This is a genomic window from Sphingobacterium litopenaei (genome assembly GCF_014692495.1).
Classification (GTDB): Bacteria; Bacteroidota; Bacteroidia; order Sphingobacteriales; family Sphingobacteriaceae; genus Sphingobacterium; species Sphingobacterium litopenaei.
The window spans coordinates 25,698-43,590 of sequence record NZ_JACOIJ010000012.1; the positions used below are offsets into that span (position 1 = coordinate 25,698).

General features: G+C 36.5%; 13 protein-coding genes. 12 read left to right on the plus strand and 1 reads right to left on the minus strand.

The genetic code is table 11. From position 1 onward, the window contains the following. Positions 1 to 3: 3 nt before the first annotated feature. Positions 4 to 360, plus strand: coding sequence for an MmcQ/YjbR family DNA-binding protein (locus tag H8B04_RS08065; RefSeq protein WP_165290544.1), 357 nt, complete (start codon positions 4 to 6; stop codon positions 358 to 360). A gap of 43 nt (positions 361 to 403) precedes the next feature. Here the strand turns inward: H8B04_RS08065 and H8B04_RS08070 are convergent, their stop codons facing one another. Continuing rightward, positions 404 to 1,366 carry an isopenicillin N synthase family dioxygenase gene (locus tag H8B04_RS08070; RefSeq protein WP_165290545.1) on the minus strand — a complete coding sequence of 321 codons (963 nt, stop codon included), beginning with the start codon at positions 1,364 to 1,366 and terminating at the stop codon, positions 404 to 406. A gap of 285 nt (positions 1,367 to 1,651) precedes the next feature. On the opposite strand from H8B04_RS08070, the gene H8B04_RS08075 reads away from it, so the two are divergent. From H8B04_RS08075 to H8B04_RS08125, 11 genes are all read left to right on the plus strand, one after another. Next, on the plus strand, positions 1,652 to 2,101 hold the full coding sequence (locus H8B04_RS08075) for a MarR family winged helix-turn-helix transcriptional regulator (RefSeq protein WP_190302020.1): 450 nt from the start codon (positions 1,652 to 1,654) through the stop codon (positions 2,099 to 2,101). A 15-nt stretch (positions 2,102 to 2,116) separates the two neighbouring features. Then, entirely contained in the window at positions 2,117 to 4,543 is a 2,427-nt protein-coding gene (locus H8B04_RS08080; protein ID WP_190302021.1) for a 3-hydroxyacyl-CoA dehydrogenase/enoyl-CoA hydratase family protein, read from the plus strand. A 37-nt stretch (positions 4,544 to 4,580) separates the two neighbouring features. Next, entirely contained in the window at positions 4,581 to 4,907 is a 327-nt protein-coding gene (locus H8B04_RS08085) for a four helix bundle protein (RefSeq protein ID WP_190302022.1), read from the plus strand. 68 nt (positions 4,908 to 4,975) lie between these two features. Further along, positions 4,976 to 6,151, plus strand: a complete 1,176-nt coding sequence (locus H8B04_RS08090; RefSeq protein ID WP_190302023.1) for an acetyl-CoA C-acyltransferase — start codon at positions 4,976 to 4,978, stop codon at positions 6,149 to 6,151. Between the two features lie 46 nt (positions 6,152 to 6,197). Next, positions 6,198 to 6,386, plus strand: coding sequence for a four helix bundle protein (locus H8B04_RS17055; RefSeq protein WP_206366797.1), 189 nt, complete (start codon positions 6,198 to 6,200; stop codon positions 6,384 to 6,386). A 213-nt stretch (positions 6,387 to 6,599) separates the two neighbouring features. Beyond that, the gene (locus H8B04_RS08100; RefSeq protein WP_190302024.1) at positions 6,600 to 8,384 is read left to right on the plus strand and encodes an acyl-CoA dehydrogenase family protein; all 1,785 of its coding nucleotides are present in this window, start codon (positions 6,600 to 6,602) and stop codon (positions 8,382 to 8,384) included. 504 nt (positions 8,385 to 8,888) lie between these two features. Further along, complete coding sequence (locus H8B04_RS08105) at positions 8,889 to 11,483, plus strand: TonB-dependent receptor (protein ID WP_190302025.1); 2,595 nt, start codon at positions 8,889 to 8,891, stop codon at positions 11,481 to 11,483. Between the two features lie 36 nt (positions 11,484 to 11,519). Beyond that, the gene (locus H8B04_RS08110) at positions 11,520 to 12,425 is read left to right on the plus strand and encodes a sulfite exporter TauE/SafE family protein (RefSeq protein WP_190302026.1); all 906 of its coding nucleotides are present in this window, start codon (positions 11,520 to 11,522) and stop codon (positions 12,423 to 12,425) included. Positions 12,426 to 12,680: 255 nt separating this feature from the next. Beyond that, entirely contained in the window at positions 12,681 to 15,707 is a 3,027-nt protein-coding gene (locus H8B04_RS08115; protein WP_190302027.1) for a SusC/RagA family TonB-linked outer membrane protein, read from the plus strand. A 2-nt stretch (positions 15,708 to 15,709) separates the two neighbouring features. Beyond that, positions 15,710 to 17,044 carry a RagB/SusD family nutrient uptake outer membrane protein gene (locus H8B04_RS08120; protein WP_190302028.1) on the plus strand — a complete coding sequence of 445 codons (1,335 nt, stop codon included), beginning with the start codon at positions 15,710 to 15,712 and terminating at the stop codon, positions 17,042 to 17,044. A 12-nt stretch (positions 17,045 to 17,056) separates the two neighbouring features. Further along, complete coding sequence (locus tag H8B04_RS08125) at positions 17,057 to 17,890, plus strand: hypothetical protein (protein ID WP_190302029.1); 834 nt, start codon at positions 17,057 to 17,059, stop codon at positions 17,888 to 17,890. The last annotated feature ends 3 nt before the right edge of the window (positions 17,891 to 17,893 follow it).

The window sequence follows — 17,893 nt, forward strand, 5'->3', positions numbered from 1 at the left end:
TCAATGCATATTGAAGAGCTAAGAGAATATTGTTTAGGTCTAGCGCCTTCGGTGACAGAAGAAATGCCTTTTGGACCTGATACGCTAGTTTTTAAAATTGGTGGTAAAATATTTTTGTTAGTTGGTCTTGATCAAGTTCAAGATTTGAGCTTCAATGTAAAATGTGATCCAGAATATGCCGTAGAACTAAGAGAAAAATATGAGCAGACCGTAATACCGGGCTACCACATGAATAAAAAACATTGGAATACGGTTTATATCGGGAGAGAACTGCATGATAAGCAACTCCAGGAATTGATAGATCACAGTTATGAATTAGTGGTGAAATCTCTTCCAAAAAGTGTTCGAGATAGCATATAAAATAATAAGAGCGGTAATCTTAGGATTGCCGCTCTTGTCTTTGTTACATTTTCAAGCCAATTTCTCTTAATCTTTCGTCTAAGTATTGACCAGCTGTGTAATCTTCATAAGCTTTTGGATATTCTTCAGAAATACATGAATCCAAACAAGCTAAGCTCATGCTTGCTTTAGGATGTAAGAAGAATGGGATTGAATAACGTGAAGTTTTCATCAATTCACGAGGAGGGTTAACCACTCTATGCGTTGTTGATTTCAACTTATTGTTTGTTAAGCGTTGTAACATATCTCCCACATTGATTACGATGTCTTCTCCTTTAGCTTTGATAGGGAACCAATCTCCATCTTTAGTCAAGACTTCCAAACCATCGGCACTAGCACCAATTAATAATGTAATCAAGTTGATGTCCTCGTGCGCGCCAGCACGTACAGCATCTGGAGCAAGTGCATCAGGATCTTCAATTGGGAAATAGTGAATAGCTCTTAGAATAGAATTACCGTTGATAACAAATTTTTCAAAGTAATCTTCTTCTAAATCTAGGTATGAAGCAATCGCTTTTAGTAAATTGCGTCCTGCATCTTCTAATTTTTTATAAATCTCGGCAGTGATTTCGTTAAAACGAGGTAATTCTGCCACTTGTGGATTGTCTGGAAAATCAGCTTTGGAATACTCTTCACCAACAATAGTTTGTCCTCTTTGCCAGAATTCTTTTAAATCTGGTACCTTAGCGTCTTTCGCTTTTTCTCTTCCTTTGCTCGTGTAGCCACGTTGACCAGCCAATTCTGGGTATTCGTATTGATCCTTTATTTCTTGTGGAAGATCAAAGAATTCTTTCACAACTTTATAAAGCTCATCAATTAATTCTGGGCTAAGTCCATGATTTGCAATGGTAACGAAACCCGTTTCATTGAAAGCTTTACCAATATCTTGTACAAATTGAGCGCGCTGTTCGGCTGTACCTTGCGTATAATGTTGCAAGTCTAGTCGAGGAATATTTACTAGTGCCATAGTTTTGTGTTTGTTTTTGCAAAGTTAATGGATTATTAACAGAATGCGTATTGATTATGTTTATAACCTATTATATATTTGGCGTAAATTATAGATAATCAGTGTTTAAAAGTTTTCCACATTTGAAATTTACTATAATTATATCATTAACCAATTAAGTGCTTGATTCTTTTCAGACACTTTTTTATTAAAAATGCAACTTTATTCTTGAATTATTGAATTCTAATGTATAGATTTGTTATGCTTGCATAATAAACTTAGGTGTACCATTTATCCAAATCGACTATGAGCCAGAACAAAACGATTGACTATTTTTTGAAAGCCGCATGGCAAACTGTAGCAAATAAGTACAATACAATAGCTACACAGTATGGGTTTACACAGGCCGCAGGATATATTTTGATTAATATCCATAGAGAAGGAACTCCTGTGTCACAGATTGCAAATTCTACAGGTGTGAAGACAACTTCATTGTCTCGTGTACTGGCGAATTTGGAGAGTTTAGGATTTATCTACCGTGAAGCAAGCGATGTAGATAAACGTTCTGTGAAAGTATTTTTAACGCCATTAGGGGTTGAAAAAAGAAAAATAGCAAAAGATGTTGTAAAAGGCTTCAATGAATTTTTAGATGCAGAATTCTCAGAAAAAGAAAGACAACTTCTGGCGAATATGCTTGTTAAAATAAATGATTTGGCAAATAAGTACGAGCCGCAAGTCACATTAGAAGAAAAATGATAACTATATAAACTTATGAAGAGAAGTATTAAAAAAGTAGCTGTGTTAGGTTCGGGGGTGATGGGCTCACGTATCGCATGCCACTTTGCTAATATTGGTGTAGAAGTGTTGCTCTTGGATATTGCTCCGAGAGAATTACTACCCGCCGAAGAAGCAAAAGGGCTGACACTCGAAAGTGCTGCGGTACGCAATCGTATCGTCAATACCTCACTCGAGACTGCCATTAAATCTAATCCAGCGCCTCTATTTAGCAAATCCTTCGCTAAGCGAATACAAACTGGGAATTTTGAGGATGATATGTCCAAAATTTCACAAGTAGACTGGATTATCGAAGTAGTAGTCGAACGATTAGATATAAAGAAATCAGTGTTTGATCAGGTAGAAAAATATCGCAAGCAAGGTACCCTGATCACTTCAAACACTTCGGGTATTCCTATTCATATGATGAATGAAGGACGTTCAGAAGACTTTAAGGCTCATTTTTGTGGTACACACTTTTTTAATCCTCCGCGATATCTGCAATTGCTAGAGATTATTCCAACTGCAGATACCAAGAAAGAGGTAGTCGATTTCCTAATGGAGTTTGGCGATAAGATGTTGGGTAAAACGGTGGTATTATGCAAGGATACACCAGCATTTATAGGTAATAGGATAGGTGTGTATTCGATGTTAGCTTTGACACATTTGGTTGATCAATTGGATTTAACAGTCGAAGAAGTCGATAAATACACAGGTCCAGCTATGGGACATCCAAAATCTGCTACTTTCCGTACAGCGGATGTTGTAGGTTTAGATACTTTAGTCAATGTAGCGAATGGGGTGGATCAGAATGCACCAAATGATGAAGCCAAAGGTGTTTTCAAATTGCCTGCTTACATTACCAAAATGGTGGAAAATAAATGGCTGGGAGAAAAAACGAAAAAAGGTTTTTATGAAAAGGTAAAAGCTACGGATGGTAGTTCTGAAATTTTGTCTTTGAACTTAAAAACTTTGGAATTTGGCTCGCAGCAAAAAGTGAAATCTTCAACACTAGAAGCGACTAAATTGGTTGAAGATATTCGCAAGCGTATGAAAGTATATGAGCAAGGAACAGACAAAGCGGCTACGCTTTTCCGCGCGATGCACTATCCATTGTTTGAATATGTTTCTAAGCGTGTTCCTGAAATTACGGATGACTTTTTCCGTATTGATGATGCCATGCGTGCAGGTTTCGGCTGGGAAATAGGCCCATTTGAAGTTTGGGATGCATTAGGTGTACGTGAAACTTTAGCTAAAATTCAAGCAGAAGAAAAGCGCCTTCCAGGTCAAACGGGTGAAGTAGCACAGTGGGTGCATGATATGTTAGCCTCAGGTGCTGAAAGTTTTTATAAGGTAGAAAATGGTGTTCGCCATTATTATGATATAGCAAGCAAATCGTATAAACCAATTCCGGGGACGGAAGAATTAATTGTATTAGACCATATTCGTGATTCTAAAACGATTTGGAAAAATTCGGGTGTTTCCATTATTGATCTGGGTGATGGAATCATTAACTGTGAATTCCATACCAAGATGAATACTATTGGTGGTGATGTGATTCAGGGTATTAACAAAGCAATTGATCTAGCGGAAAAAGAATATCGTGGATTGGTGATTTCCAATGATGGTAAAAATTTCTCCGCAGGAGCGAATATCGGGATGATATTTATGATGGCGGTAGAACAAGATTACGATGAGTTGAATATGGCGGTTCGTATGTTCCAAAATACAGCGATGCGTCTTCGGTATTCATCAATTCCTGTAGTTGCAGCTCCATTTCAATTAACTTTAGGTGGTGGTTGTGAGTTCTCTATGCACGCTGATTTTGTGCAGTTACACGCGGAAACGTATATGGGTTTAGTTGAATTTGGGGTTGGTGTAATTCCCGGCGGTGGCGGTTCGAAAGAATTTGCTTTACGCGCTTCGGATGAATACAAAGATGATCAGATTGTACAAAATACGTTAAAAGATCGATTCTTGACTATTGGTCAAGCGAAAGTGTCAACTTCGGCTGTAGAAGCTTTCGAGTTAGGTTATTTGCAAAAAGGTAAACATGCGATTACGATGAATCGTTCACGTTTATTAGCAGACGCAAAAGCAAAAGCGATTGAATTGGCAGATGCGGGTTATGTACAGCCGATTCCACGTACGGATATCAAAGTATTAGGTAACCAAGGTTTGGGAATTGTTTATGTGGGAGCTGACTCAATGCGTGCTGGTAAATACATTTCAGATCACGACAAGAAAATATCCGAAAAACTAGGTTATGTAATGTGTGGGGGCGACCTCTCTGCACCAACGGAAGTTTCGGAACAATACTTACTCGACTTAGAACGCAAAGCTTTCTTAGAATTATGTGCCGAACGCAAAACATTAGAGCGTATACAGCATATGTTAACTAAGGGTAAGCCTTTGAGGAATTAGTCTTGGAGTATTGAGTATTAAGTAGTGAGAATTGAGTATGCATAAGTTTCGCGAATTGGTTGTTTGGCAAAAGGCTATGGATTTAGCCACCTCAGTATATCTGAGTACTGAAAACCTACCTATCACGGAAAAGTTTGGTCTTTTAAGCCAAATTAGAAGATGTGCTGTTTCAATTTGTTCTAACATTGCTGAAGGTGCAGGACGAAACACAAAAGGTGAATTTATTCAGTTTTTGGGAATGGCAAACGGTTCGGCGTATGAATTGGAGACACAATTAGAACTGCTTAATAGATTGAAGTATATAGATGATTCGATTAAGAATAAACTATGTGATGAAGTAGAAGCTGTACAAAAGATGCTTTAAAATTTAATGAAATCAATAAAGTAATCTCAATACGCAATACACATTACGCACTACTAAAACACAAACAAATGGAAGCATATATAGTAGCAGGATATCGTACCGCAGTAGGGAAGGCGCCGAGAGGTGGTTTTCGGTTTATGCGTGCAGACGATTTAGCAGCAGAAGTTATAAAACATTTAGTGGCATCAGTGCCCAATTTAAATAAAGATGAAATTGACGATGTAATTGTCGGTAATGCGATGCCAGAGGCAGAACAAGGTATGAATATGGCGCGTTTCATTTCCTTAATGGGATTGGATACGGACAAAGTACCTGGCGTGACAGTTAATCGTTACTGTGCATCAGGATTAGACACCATTGCCACAGCTACAGCTAAGATTAAAACCGGCATGGCGGATATTATTATCGCTGGTGGTGCTGAGGTGATGTCAGGAATGCCGTTTGGAGGTTGGAAAATTGTTCCAAATCCAAAAGTAGCGAAATTCCATCCCGATTGGTATTGGGGAATGGGCTTAACAGCGGAAGCTGTAGCTCATGACTTCAAGGTTTCACGTGAAGACCAAGATGCTTTTGCCTTAAAATCACACCAAAAAGCTGTAAATGCTATAAAGAGTGGGGTCTTCAAAGATGAGATCGTTCCTATTAAAATCAAAGAAAACTACATCAAAGATGGAAAAATGGCGTCTCGTGAATATGTTGTTGATTCAGATGAAGGTCCTCGTGCGGATTCTTCATTAGAAGCTTTGGCGAAGCTAAGACCTGTATTTGCGGCAGATGGAGTCGTTACAGCTGGTAACTCTTCGCAAACTTCGGATGGAGCAGCCTTTGTGTTGGTAATGTCTGAACGTAAAGTAAAAGAATTGGGGTTAAAGCCAATTGCAAAATTGATTTCTTATGCGGTAGCAGGTGTACCCCCACGTATCATGGGAATTGGTCCTATTGCAGCGATTCCAAAAGCTTTGGAAATGGCTGGTTTGAAAAAAGAGGATATAGATTTGTTCGAATTGAACGAAGCTTTTGCTTCACAATCTTTAGCCGTAATCCGTGAGTTAGGTTTGGATGAATCCAAAATTAACGTTAACGGAGGCGCGATAGCTTTGGGGCATCCTCTGGGCTGTACTGGTGCGAAATTGACTGTTCAGGTGTTGAATGAGTTGAAACGTCGCGGAGGAAAATATGGCATGGTAACTATGTGTGTGGGAACAGGTCAAGGCGCAGCAGGAATTTTTGAATTATTAGACTAGGGTAAGAGCAAGGACGAAAGGAAAAAAGAGTAAAGATGAATTTCGGATGCACAATTTTAGGAAACTTACGATTTGGCTTAAGGCTATACAACTGACTAAAGATATTTACTTAGTTGTAGGTGAGATGTCGAATGATGAAAAGTTCGGTTTGACAAGTCAAATAAAAGGATGCAGTGTATCTATTCCATCGAATATAGCTGAAGATTCGTCTCGTTCTTCAAATAGAGTAATTTAGTCACTTTTTAAAAATAGCTTTAGGTTCCTGTTTTGAATTAGAAACACAATTAATATTATAAAAAGAATTAGGTTTATTAAATAGTAATCAAGTTGACCTTCTGATAACGAAGGTAATAGAAATAGAAAAGGGGATATCGCAACTTATCAAAAATTTAGAATCTAAGATATAAGTCCTTATTCCTTTATCTTTTCTCCTTAACCATTATAAAATATGAGCAACAATACAACAATCAAAGGGGGAGAGTTTGTTATTAAAGAAACTCCATATACAGATATTTTTATTCCAGAAGAATTTGATGAAGAAGCACAGATGATTCGTCAAACCTGTTTAGATTTCTTAGATACAGAGGTATTAAACAAGTTGGATGCCATTGATGCACAGGAAGAAGGTCTGATGCAAAGTTTACTAGACAAATCTGGTGAATTGGGTATGTTGGGTGTGTCGATTCCAGATGAGTACGGCGGTTTTGGTAAAAGCTTCAATACTTCTATGCTAGTAGCGGATGCTGTAGGTGGAGGTTTCTCTTTTGCCGTTGCATTATCAGCGCACACCGGTATTGGTACGTTGCCAATTTTATATTACGGTAACCCGGAGCAAAAAGCGAAATACATTCCGAAATTGGGAACTGGGGAATGGAAAGCTGCATATTGTTTGACAGAGCCAAATTCTGGTTCTGATGCTAATTCGGGACGTACTTCGGCAAAATTAAATGCTGAAGGAACACATTATTTGATTAACGGTCAAAAAATGTGGATCACTAATGGTGGATTTGCAGATATTTTTATCGTCTTTGCAAAAATCGATGATGATAAAAATCTTACAGCTTTCATCGTAGAGAAAGATTTCGGTGGTATAACGATGAATCCAGAGGAACACAAATTAGGTATCAAAGGTTCTTCTACACGTCAGATTTTCTTCAACGATTGTCCTGTTCCGGTTGAAAATATGCTTTCGGAGCGTGAAAATGGATTTAAAATCGCTGTAAATATCTTAAATATTGGTCGTATCAAATTAGGTGCTGCGACTATTGGTTCGGCTCGTTCGGTTATTTCGAGAGCTGTGAACTATGCAAATGAGCGTGTACAATTCAATTTGCCTATTTCAAAATTCGGCGCTATTCGCTATAAATTAGCTGAAATGGCTACGCGTTTGTTCGCGACAGAATCGGCGGCTTATCGTGCTGGACAAAATATTGATGATGCATATGATGCTTTAGTAGCTGGTGGTATGGATGAAGCAAAAGCTAAATTAAAATCCGTAGAACAATTTGCTATCGAATGTGCGATTATCAAAGTTTGGTGTTCTGAGATGTTGGATTACGTGGTAGATGAAGGTGTACAAATCTATGGTGGAATGGGTTATTCTGCAGAAGCACCGATGGAAAGAGCCTATCGCGATTCACGTATCAATCGTATTTTTGAAGGTACGAACGAAGTTAACCGTTTGTTGGTTGTGGATATGTTGTTGAAACGTGCGATGAAAGGTGAATTAGACTTAATGGGCCCTGCGCAAGCAGTAGCTAGTGAATTGATGTCTATTCCTGACTTTGGTGAAGAAGATGATAAACCATTTGCGGCAGAGAAAAAAATCATTGCAAACTTGAAAAAAGCAGGTTTGCTAGTAGCTGGTGCTGCGGTGCAAAAATTAATGATGTCTTTAGCGAAAGAGCAAGAGATCTTAATGAATATTGCTGACGTGATTGGCTACGTTTATGTTGCAGAATCGGTGTTATTGCGTGCTGAAAAATTGTATTACACGAAAGGCGAAGAAGCGTCTTCACTTGCTACCGATATGGCTCGTGTGTATTTGTATACTACTATTGATAAAGTCAATGTAGCAGCAAAAGAAGCATTATATTCATTCGGCGAAGGTGATGAACTAAATATGATGTTAGTGGGTATACGCCGTTTTACCAAAGCTCAACCTTTCAATGTGAAAGAAGCACGTCAACGTATTGCACGTAAATTGATAGAAGAAAATAAGTACTGTTTTTAAGAATAAATAGTTTTATTTAAGTTGATTAATTATAGAGGCCCGCTAAGAAGCGGGCTTTTTTTATGCCCATTAAGAGAATTTAAACTATAAATTATTGATACTAAAATTTTATTAATGTTAATTTATTAAAATAAGTATTTGAAATTGAGTTGTTTACTTAATAATGTATATAAAATCTATAAAATTAGTAGACTTTTTATTTTTTGTTTTTATATTTGCATCGTCATGTATGTAAGTACTTAACAATAAGCTATTAATCAACCATAAATAAAAATTTAAAAAATGACACAATTTTATAAAGAACAATACAAAGAATTGGTAGTGAGGATAATAGAATTTAAACAAAATCTTTATCAAGGAAGGATGCGAATGCGTAGATAGTTTCTTTTCCCTTATGTATATAGATAGGGGAAGTGTGAGGCTTCCCCTTGATTTTGTTAATAATGAACAAGTTTTCAATTGGCGTTGTCACTTGTAATATTCACTACTAAACGATTTAAAATTATGAATTATAAAGCTATTTATAGCATATCTTTTGGATTATCTTTATTGCTAGGTACTGCTGGAGCAGTGCAAGCACAACAAAAAGATCCTAAACCTATTATCAATGCTTCTTTAATCGGTACAATTATCGATGCTGACACCAAAGAGCCTATTGCAGGTGTTACCGTACAGTTGGATGCAGTAACTCACCAAGTTAAAACAGATAGAGATGGTAAATTTCAATTTGTAACTGGTCAAAAATTACCATTTACGGTTATCGTATCATATTTGGGATACGAAACCCAAAAATTAGTTATAGAAACTTCACCTGCTGTCATTGAATTAAAACAAAGCGTAAATTCCTTGGAGCAAGTTTTCGTAACTTCCCGCCGTCGTACAGAACAAATTCAGGATATTCCGATTCCCGTATCTCTAGTACGAGCTAGTGTTATTGAAGATGCAGGTGCTTTCAATGTTAACCGTATTAAAGAAGTTATTCCTTCTGTCCAATTATATGCTTCTAATGCACGTAATACGACCTTAAATATACGTGGTTTGGGCTCTACTTATGGATTAACAAACGATGGAATTGATCCTGGTGTAGGTTTTTACTTAGATGGTGTGTATTTAGCACGTCCAGCAGCTACCGCATTGGATTTTATTGATATCGAGCAAATCGAGGTGTTGCGTGGCCCTCAAGGTACTTTATTCGGAAAGAATACCACTTCGGGTGCATTTAATATTACCTCACGTCTTCCATCATTTGTTCCAGGAGCTAACTTTGAAGTGAGCTATGGTAACTACGGTTATGTGCAAGGTAAAGCTTCGATCACAGGTCCAATTGTGAAAGATAAATTGGCGGCAAGAGTTTCTTTTTCAGGAACACAACGTGATGGTCTATTATACAATGTGCACTATGACCGTCAAATCAATGATATCAATAACTTAGGTCTTCGTGGACAATTGTTATACACACCTTCTGAAAATTTGAAGGTTACGTTGACGGGTGATAGAACTATTCAAAAACCTGATGGTTATGGATGGGCTGTGGCTGGAGTAGTACAAAACCAACGTTCGGAATACAGACAATTCAATAAGATCATTGAAGATTTAGGGTATGAAATTCCTTATAAGAGCGCTTTTGAACGTAAAGTTGATTTAGATACACGCTCAAAGGCAGATAATGAATTAGGTGGGGTTTCTTTAAACTTCGATTACAAAATAGGTAACGGTACATTGACTTCCACTTCAGCTTGGCGCTATTGGAATTGGGTACCATTAAATGACCGTGATTATTTAGGAATTCCAGTATATACCATTTCATCTGGTAATTCTACACACGATCAATGGTCTCAAGAATTCCGCTATTCAGGTAATATCAACGAAAAAATCAGTGGTGTAATTGGTGTATTTGGTTTATGGCAAGATCTAAGAACTGATCCTGTACATACTGAAGAAGCTGGAGATGCGCTATGGCGTTTCCAACAGAATAATGCTTCCGCTACTCAATGGGCTACTGGATTAATTGACAAAGTAGGTATCCGAACAAATTACGGAATCAAAAGTACAAGTTTAGCAGTATTTGGACAGATTGATTGGGCAATAACAGATAAAATTCACGTATTACCAGGTTTACGCTATAATTATGATAAGAAAGTAGCAGATTACGATCGTAAGAAATATATCGAAAATAATATTCAATATACAGAAGCACAATTAGCTGCAGTAAATAGTATCTATTCAAATCAACAATTTGATATAGATGCAGATGCTGGTAATTTATCGGGACAATTGTCATTACAATATAAATTCAATCCGAACTACAATGTTTTCGTGACTTATTCCAAATCTTACAAACCTATTGGTATCAACGTGGGAGGTTTGCCCGTGATTGATGGAAAAGTGGCAACAGAATTAGCAGAAGTAAAACCTGAATCTGTAAATCACTACGAATTTGGGGTGAAAACCAACCCTACGGGTAATGCTTTCTTAAACTTGACAATTTTCCAAACAAATATTAAAGATTACCAAACACAAGTACAAACACCAGACCCAGGCGTAAATAGGGGTTATTTGGCAAATGCTGAAAAAGTAAGCGTAAAAGGTTTGGAATTAGACGGTAGTATCCGTGCAAGTAAATATCTACGTGTAAATGCTGCTTTTGCTTATACCGATGGTAAATACGATTCATTCACGAATGCACCAGTTCCATTGGAAGAAGTAGGTGGAGCACAAGCCTTCAAAGATGTTTCAGGAGGTGAATTGCCAGGTCTTTCTAAATATTCTTGGACTATCGCTCCAGAATTTACGGTAAAAGGGGATTTATTGGGGCTTCAAGGTAACTACTTCTTAGGCGTAGATGCATTTTATCGTTCGAAATTCTCATCTAGTCCGTCGCCATCACAATATTTAAATATTGATGCATATACCTTGGTTAATGCGCGTTTAGGGTTCCGTGCAAGTAATGGTCTCTCAGTTATTGCTTGGAGCAGAAACATAACAAATATAGATTATTACGAGCAATTACTAGCTGCTCCCGGCAACTTCGGTCAATATGGTGGTGTAGTGGGTGATCCACGTTCATATGGTGTGACTTTACGTTACAATTGGAGATAATAATTCGGTTAATTCACTCAATTAATATGCTAAGACATGAGTAATAAAGTTCAAGCTATTGACGTTCCGACACCTTTGGTGAAGAAGAAAATACTATCGCCTATAGTAGGATTGATATTATTATTGAAAGTAGTTATTATCGCTTATTTTGGATATATGCTTGTTCAGGCAGTACAGAATAATACGGTAAATTTCGACAGCACATTCTTCTTATTTATTCTTGCAGGATTCTTTGCACAGCTGATAGATGGAGCTTTAGGTATGGCCTATGGCGTGAGCTGTACAACTTTATTACTCAGTCTTGGAATATCACCAAAATTAGCATCTGCAAGTGTGCATACTTCGGAGATTTTCACTACAGGAGTATCTGGATTGTCTCATATCAGATTTAATAATTTAGACAAGAAGCTTTTCTTCAAGATAGTTTTTACAGGGGTTTTGGGTGCATCTTTGGGGGCGTATTTGCTGTCGGATTTAATTGATGGCGCAGTAATAAAACCTTATATATCTGTTTATCTTGTTTTCTTGGGAGGCTATTTAATTTATAAAGCTATTCGCAAAAATGTGGAAGGCAAACCTAAAAGAAAATATGCGCCAGTACTTGCACTATTTGGTGGATTGTTGGATGCAATAGGTGGCGGTGGCTGGGGACCGATTGTTACTTCTAACCTTTTGAGTCAAGGGCATAATCCACGCAAAACTATAGGTACAGTAAACACAGCAGAATTTTTCGTAACATACTTTGCTACTATAGTTTTCATTTTCGTTCTTGGAGTTCAGCATTTAGATATTGTTTTGGGATTGGTAATCGGAGGAGTCCTGGCAGCGCCAATTGGGGCTTATGTAGCTTCAAAAGTAAATCCTAAGACCTTATTAATACTCGTAGGAACGTTGGTGGTCCTAACTTCTATATGGAGCTTGATTAATATATTTTTAAAATAATTCTTTACTATCACAACCTTATCAACATGAAAAACAAAGCAAATTCTAAACTAGGGAACAGCGTTAGTAAAGATTTAATCATTCTTTATACTATCTGTTACAAAATGCGAATGCACGCCTAATTAGTTTAATCTACATATATTAAAGTTCTCGGGAGGTGGGCACAACTCTAGAGGCTTTATCAACGGTCATTCATGCAAGCGTTTTGATATCTATAAAAGCTGCTTGTTGTAAATAACTTTAATCTTACTTAAAATGAAAAATAAGAGTGTATTTTTATACGCCCTAGCTATATTATTGTCTATATCGTCGGGCTTTTGGAATCCGATAAAAGCGCAAGAAACAAAACCTATTATCAATGCTTCTTTAGTAGGAACCGTAATCGATGCAGATACTAAAGAACCCATCGAAGGCGCGACTATTCAGTTGGAAGCTGTAACACATAGTGTAAAAACAGATCGCCAGGGAAAATTTCAATTTGTTACAGGGCAGAAATTACCATTCACTGCAACGATATCTTATGTAGGCTACGAATCGCAAATCTTTGTATTCAAAACATCACCTGCAGTAGTAGAACTAAAACCAAAATCTAATGGATTAGATGAGGTGGTAGTAGTAGGGTATGGAACGCAGAAGAAAAAGGACGTGGTAGGTTCCGTTGCTAAAGTGAGTGGTCAAGCTTTAGAGGATATTCAGAGTTCTGGAGTGGACCAACTTTTACAAGGACAAGCGTCGGGTGTTTTAGTTTCTGCTAATTCATCGGTGCCTGGAACAGGTATATTTTTACGTGTTAGGGGTTCAACTTCTATTAATGCTAGCAATAATCCCTTATATGTCGTTGATGGGGTATTCATCAATAATACAAGTCTCCAAACTATAGGAACAGGGGGACAAGAGACTTCTCCTTTAGCGGATATTAACCCTTCCGATATTGAATCAATAGAAATATTAAAAGATGCTAGTGCTACGGCTATTTATGGTGCAAGAGGAGCAAATGGTGTGGTAATTATTACTACAAAAAGAGGTAAGGCTGGGAAAAATAATATTGGATTTAGTCTTTCAAAATCATATTCAAATGCGCCGAAAAAATGGAAAACGTTAACTGCAGAACAGGAAGCAATACTCCAAAATGAAACATGGATAAATGATGGAAAGGATTTTAGTAAAAGACCATTTCGTCCCGTAAGCGATGGAGGTAAAGGAAATCCAGAAGATCTCACTACTTATGATAGAATTGGGCTTATATTTCAAACCGCAGAAAGTGAAAATGTTGATTTATCGCTTAGTGGGGGCAATGAAAAAACGCAGTATTATTTAGGTGGTAGCTTTGCCAATCAAGAAGCTATTGTTAAGCCTGATTGGTTTAAAAGGTATAACATTAAAATAAATCTAGATAACAAGATCACGGAAAAAGTGAAGGTTGGTACAAGTACAAGTTTGGTACGAACGATTCGGAATATGAGTGCCAACGGAAATGTGCCTAATGGAACAGTAAATGGGGCATTATATACTCCATCTTATTATCCAATATTTACAAGCGATGGTAATTATAACCGTCCAGTGTTCTTTGAAAACCCCTTAGCAACTATTAATGAATCAAACTTTAAAGCGGAAGGTTCAAGGGTTATTAGTAACGTATATGGTTCATATTCAATTTTGAAAAATTTAATTTTCAAAACAAGTTGGAGTATTGATTTCAACGAAAACTATGAAAACAACTACTACAATAGTAAAATGTTTTTAGGTCAACCTAATGGGGAGGCTACCTCTGCCACATCACGATTAACTTCTTTGATAAATGAGCAGACACTGTCCTATCTCACAACTATCAATGATAACAACCAATTATCTTTGGTAATCGGAAATACGTTGCAAAAGGAGTCTCATGACCTGACGAGTGTCACGGGGATTGGATTTCCATCCGACGAATTTACAAAAATTGCATCTTCTGCAACTCAATATGGTACTTCTAGGTCAACAGCGTCAGCTTTAGTATCCTTTTTTGGGAAGGGAACATATATTTACGCTGACAAATATATATTAGATGCAAGTATTCGTGCAGATGGATCTTCACGTTTTGGAAAGGAAAATAGATGGGCTTATTTTCCATCAATTGGTGGAGCTTGGAGAATTTCCCAAGAATCCTTCTTAGCAGATATTCAATGGTTAAGCGATTTAAAATTAAAGGCAAGTTACGGTATTACAGGAAATCAAAATGGTATAAACGATTTCTCCTCTCGAGGATTGTGGTCGGGTGGCTATAATTACTTAAATGCTTCTGGTATATTTCCTTCTCAATTGGCAAATCCTAATTTGAAATGGGAAACAACTTCGCAGTTTAATGCTGGATTTGAGATAGGATTCATCAAAAACAATTTTAATATCGAGTTCAATTATTACGATAAGTATACTAAAGACTTATTATTGTCCAATCCTATATCTTCTAAATTAGGTTTTAGCTCACAACTATCAAATGTTGGGGAAATGAGCAATAAGGGCTTTGAGTTTGCTTTTAATGGAAAATTGGTTGACAAAGCAAATTTTAAATGGAACACAAATCTTAATATTTCTAGAAATATTAATCTTATTGAGAAGTTAAACTCTACTATTCTATTGAATAGAACAATACTCAAAGAAGGCAATCCTTTATATTCTTTTTATGCACATAAGCAGATCGGTGTAAATCCAGAAAACGGTGAGGTACTTTTCGAAGATTTAAATAATGATGGTTTAGCTACTGATGCTGATTTACAAATTATCGGAAATGCATGGCCAAAATTCACAGGAGGCTTTAATAATGACTTCTTCCTTTGGGACAAGTTGGATATCAAATCTTTATTTTATTTTTCTGTAGGTAACAAAATGTGGAATAATACAAGGTATCGTATGGGGCATGGTGGCTCTAGAAATGATGCTTTTGCTATGTTGGAAGAACAGTTAAATAGATGGCAAAAACCTGGAGATATTACCGATGTACCTAGAATGACTGCTTCGGGAAACAATGCAAGCATTATTCCAAGTCGCTTTATGGAAGACGGTTCCTATTTGCGTCTACGCAATGTTTCCTTAGGATATCATTTTAAAGGAAAAGTGTTAGAGCGTGCTCACATTAAAAACTTAAGACTTTATTTGGCAGCTACGAATCTTTTAACTTTTACTAAATACTCAGGAGTAGATCCGGAAGTAAACACTACAGGAGCTGATCAAAACCAAATTGGTTACGATCAAGCTATTGCTCCTCAACCTAGAACTTTTCAATTAGGTGTTAACTTAACATTATAGTAATGCAAAAAAATCTAATCATAATCACAATATTATTTTTGTTTTCATCTTGTGCCAATTTTCTTGAGGTAGAACCTGAATTGGCTGTAAGTGATGAACAATCGATAACTAATGGAAAAGGAGCCGCAGCCGCGTTGAATGGGGTTTATAACAAATTGGCTTCTGATAGTTACCATGGTGTTTCTTTTCGATTTATTACCAATCTTTCAGGTGATAATTTAAGATGGGTTGGTAACAGTCCTAGTAATCGGGAGTTTGATGTTTTTGAAGTCTTTACTTCTAATTCAAGAGTTGAAAGTTTATGGAATGCCATCTATAGCACGATTAATGGAGCAAACCATATAATCTCTAAGGTGCCTGACATACAGGATCAAGCGTTTACAGATGCGGAAAGAGCTCGCATACTTGGCGAAGCGTATTTTATACGTGCATTGAATTATTTTGATCTTGTACGATTGTGGGGAGGTGTTCCTATAGTAGTGAAACCCACAGGCTCTATAGAAGATGGATTAGGAATTGCTCGTTCGGATAAAGCTGCGGTATATGAACAGATATTATCGGATCTAGAGAAAGCAGAGCAGTATTTAGAACTTACTACCGTTAAGTCGAGAGCATCTAAAGGGGCAGTATGGGCTTTTAGAAGTACACTTTATTTGTATCTGGAAAGATGGCAAGAAGCGGTAAATAATGCAAATAAGGTGATTGAAGAAACTACCATATATCAATTGAATAAAAGCTATTCGGATTTTTACTTATCAAAAAATACTGCTGAATCAATTTTTGAAATTGACTATACTATCAATAACCGCAATAACTATGCGATTAATTGGCTTCCTGGATCTTTAGGAGGAAGAAGAGAATTTTTACCGACGGATGATCTGATAAATCTTCTTAATAATCCTCTTGTAGGTGGTGATCGCAGGAACTTACTACTATTAGATCAGGATATTTACTATGGTAATATGGATTTTAAACCTGCTACGGGGATTGATCAAGTTTATGTCTTCCGACTTGCAGAAATATTTCTCAATAGAGCTGAAGCTAATGTTAAGCTTAAAAAATTAGCTGATGCAAATAATGACCTGAAAAAGGTACGTGCAAGAGCAAATGTTTCGGAAGTTTCTGATTATGCAAATGAAGAAGAATTAGAGAGACAAATACAATTAGAACGTAGATTAGAATTTGCATTTGAAGGAAAACGATGGTTTGATTTAATAAGAACCAATAAGGCTAAATCTACATTAGGTATAACAAAAGATTACAAATTATTACTCCCTATTCCGCAACAATTAATCTTTGTTGATAAAGAAATTGAACAAAATGAAGGATACAAATAAAATTATATAAATATGAAAAGTTTAAAAACTTTAATAATTGCATTTGGAATAGTTTCAACTGCATTCGCACAAGGAAAATATACTGTTACGGGTACAAGATTTTTATTGCCTTTATTTGAACAATTTAATGAACCGTTACAAGAAGAAGGATTTGATAAATTATTTGAGGCTACATCTAGAAATCCAAAGGCCGATATTACAGCCACTGCTACACCAAAAGTGCTTCCCGCTGCAAAGGAAGGTTATAAACAAATTGGCTTAGCTAAGATTGTTTATTTACCTGTTGTTAACACAAAGCACCCCGATATTAAAACACTATTGGAAAAAGGTATTCGCGTGGATGAACTTAAAAGTATATTTTTTAAAGACAAGGGAGATGCCGGATTTAAACCAAATTCTAATTTCAATGTATTAACTCGTAGCGCTTGTGCAGCGGTTTCATTTTCTAGTTTTTTAAAGGAGGATATTAAAACGCTTGTCAATGACTATGATAAAATAGAAAATGACAGTTTGTTAATAGATCTTGTTACCAAAGACACCTTAGCCATCACCTTTTTAGATCCTTCTAATATTTATGATATTAACACAGGAAAGATAAAGTATGGAATAACTGTTTTGCCAATAGATTTAAACAATAATGGTACTATAGACAGTGATGAAAACTTTTATTCAGACCGTAAGGTACTAATAGAAAGACTTAAAAAGGATAAAATTGAATTGCCTTCGGGTCTACTAACAGTCACCATATCTGAAAAAGAAAATGCATATTTTTCAAAATATGTGAACTGGGTTAAAGAAAAAGGAGATCCAATCATAGAGAATTTTGGTTTTTTACCACTAAATTAGTTC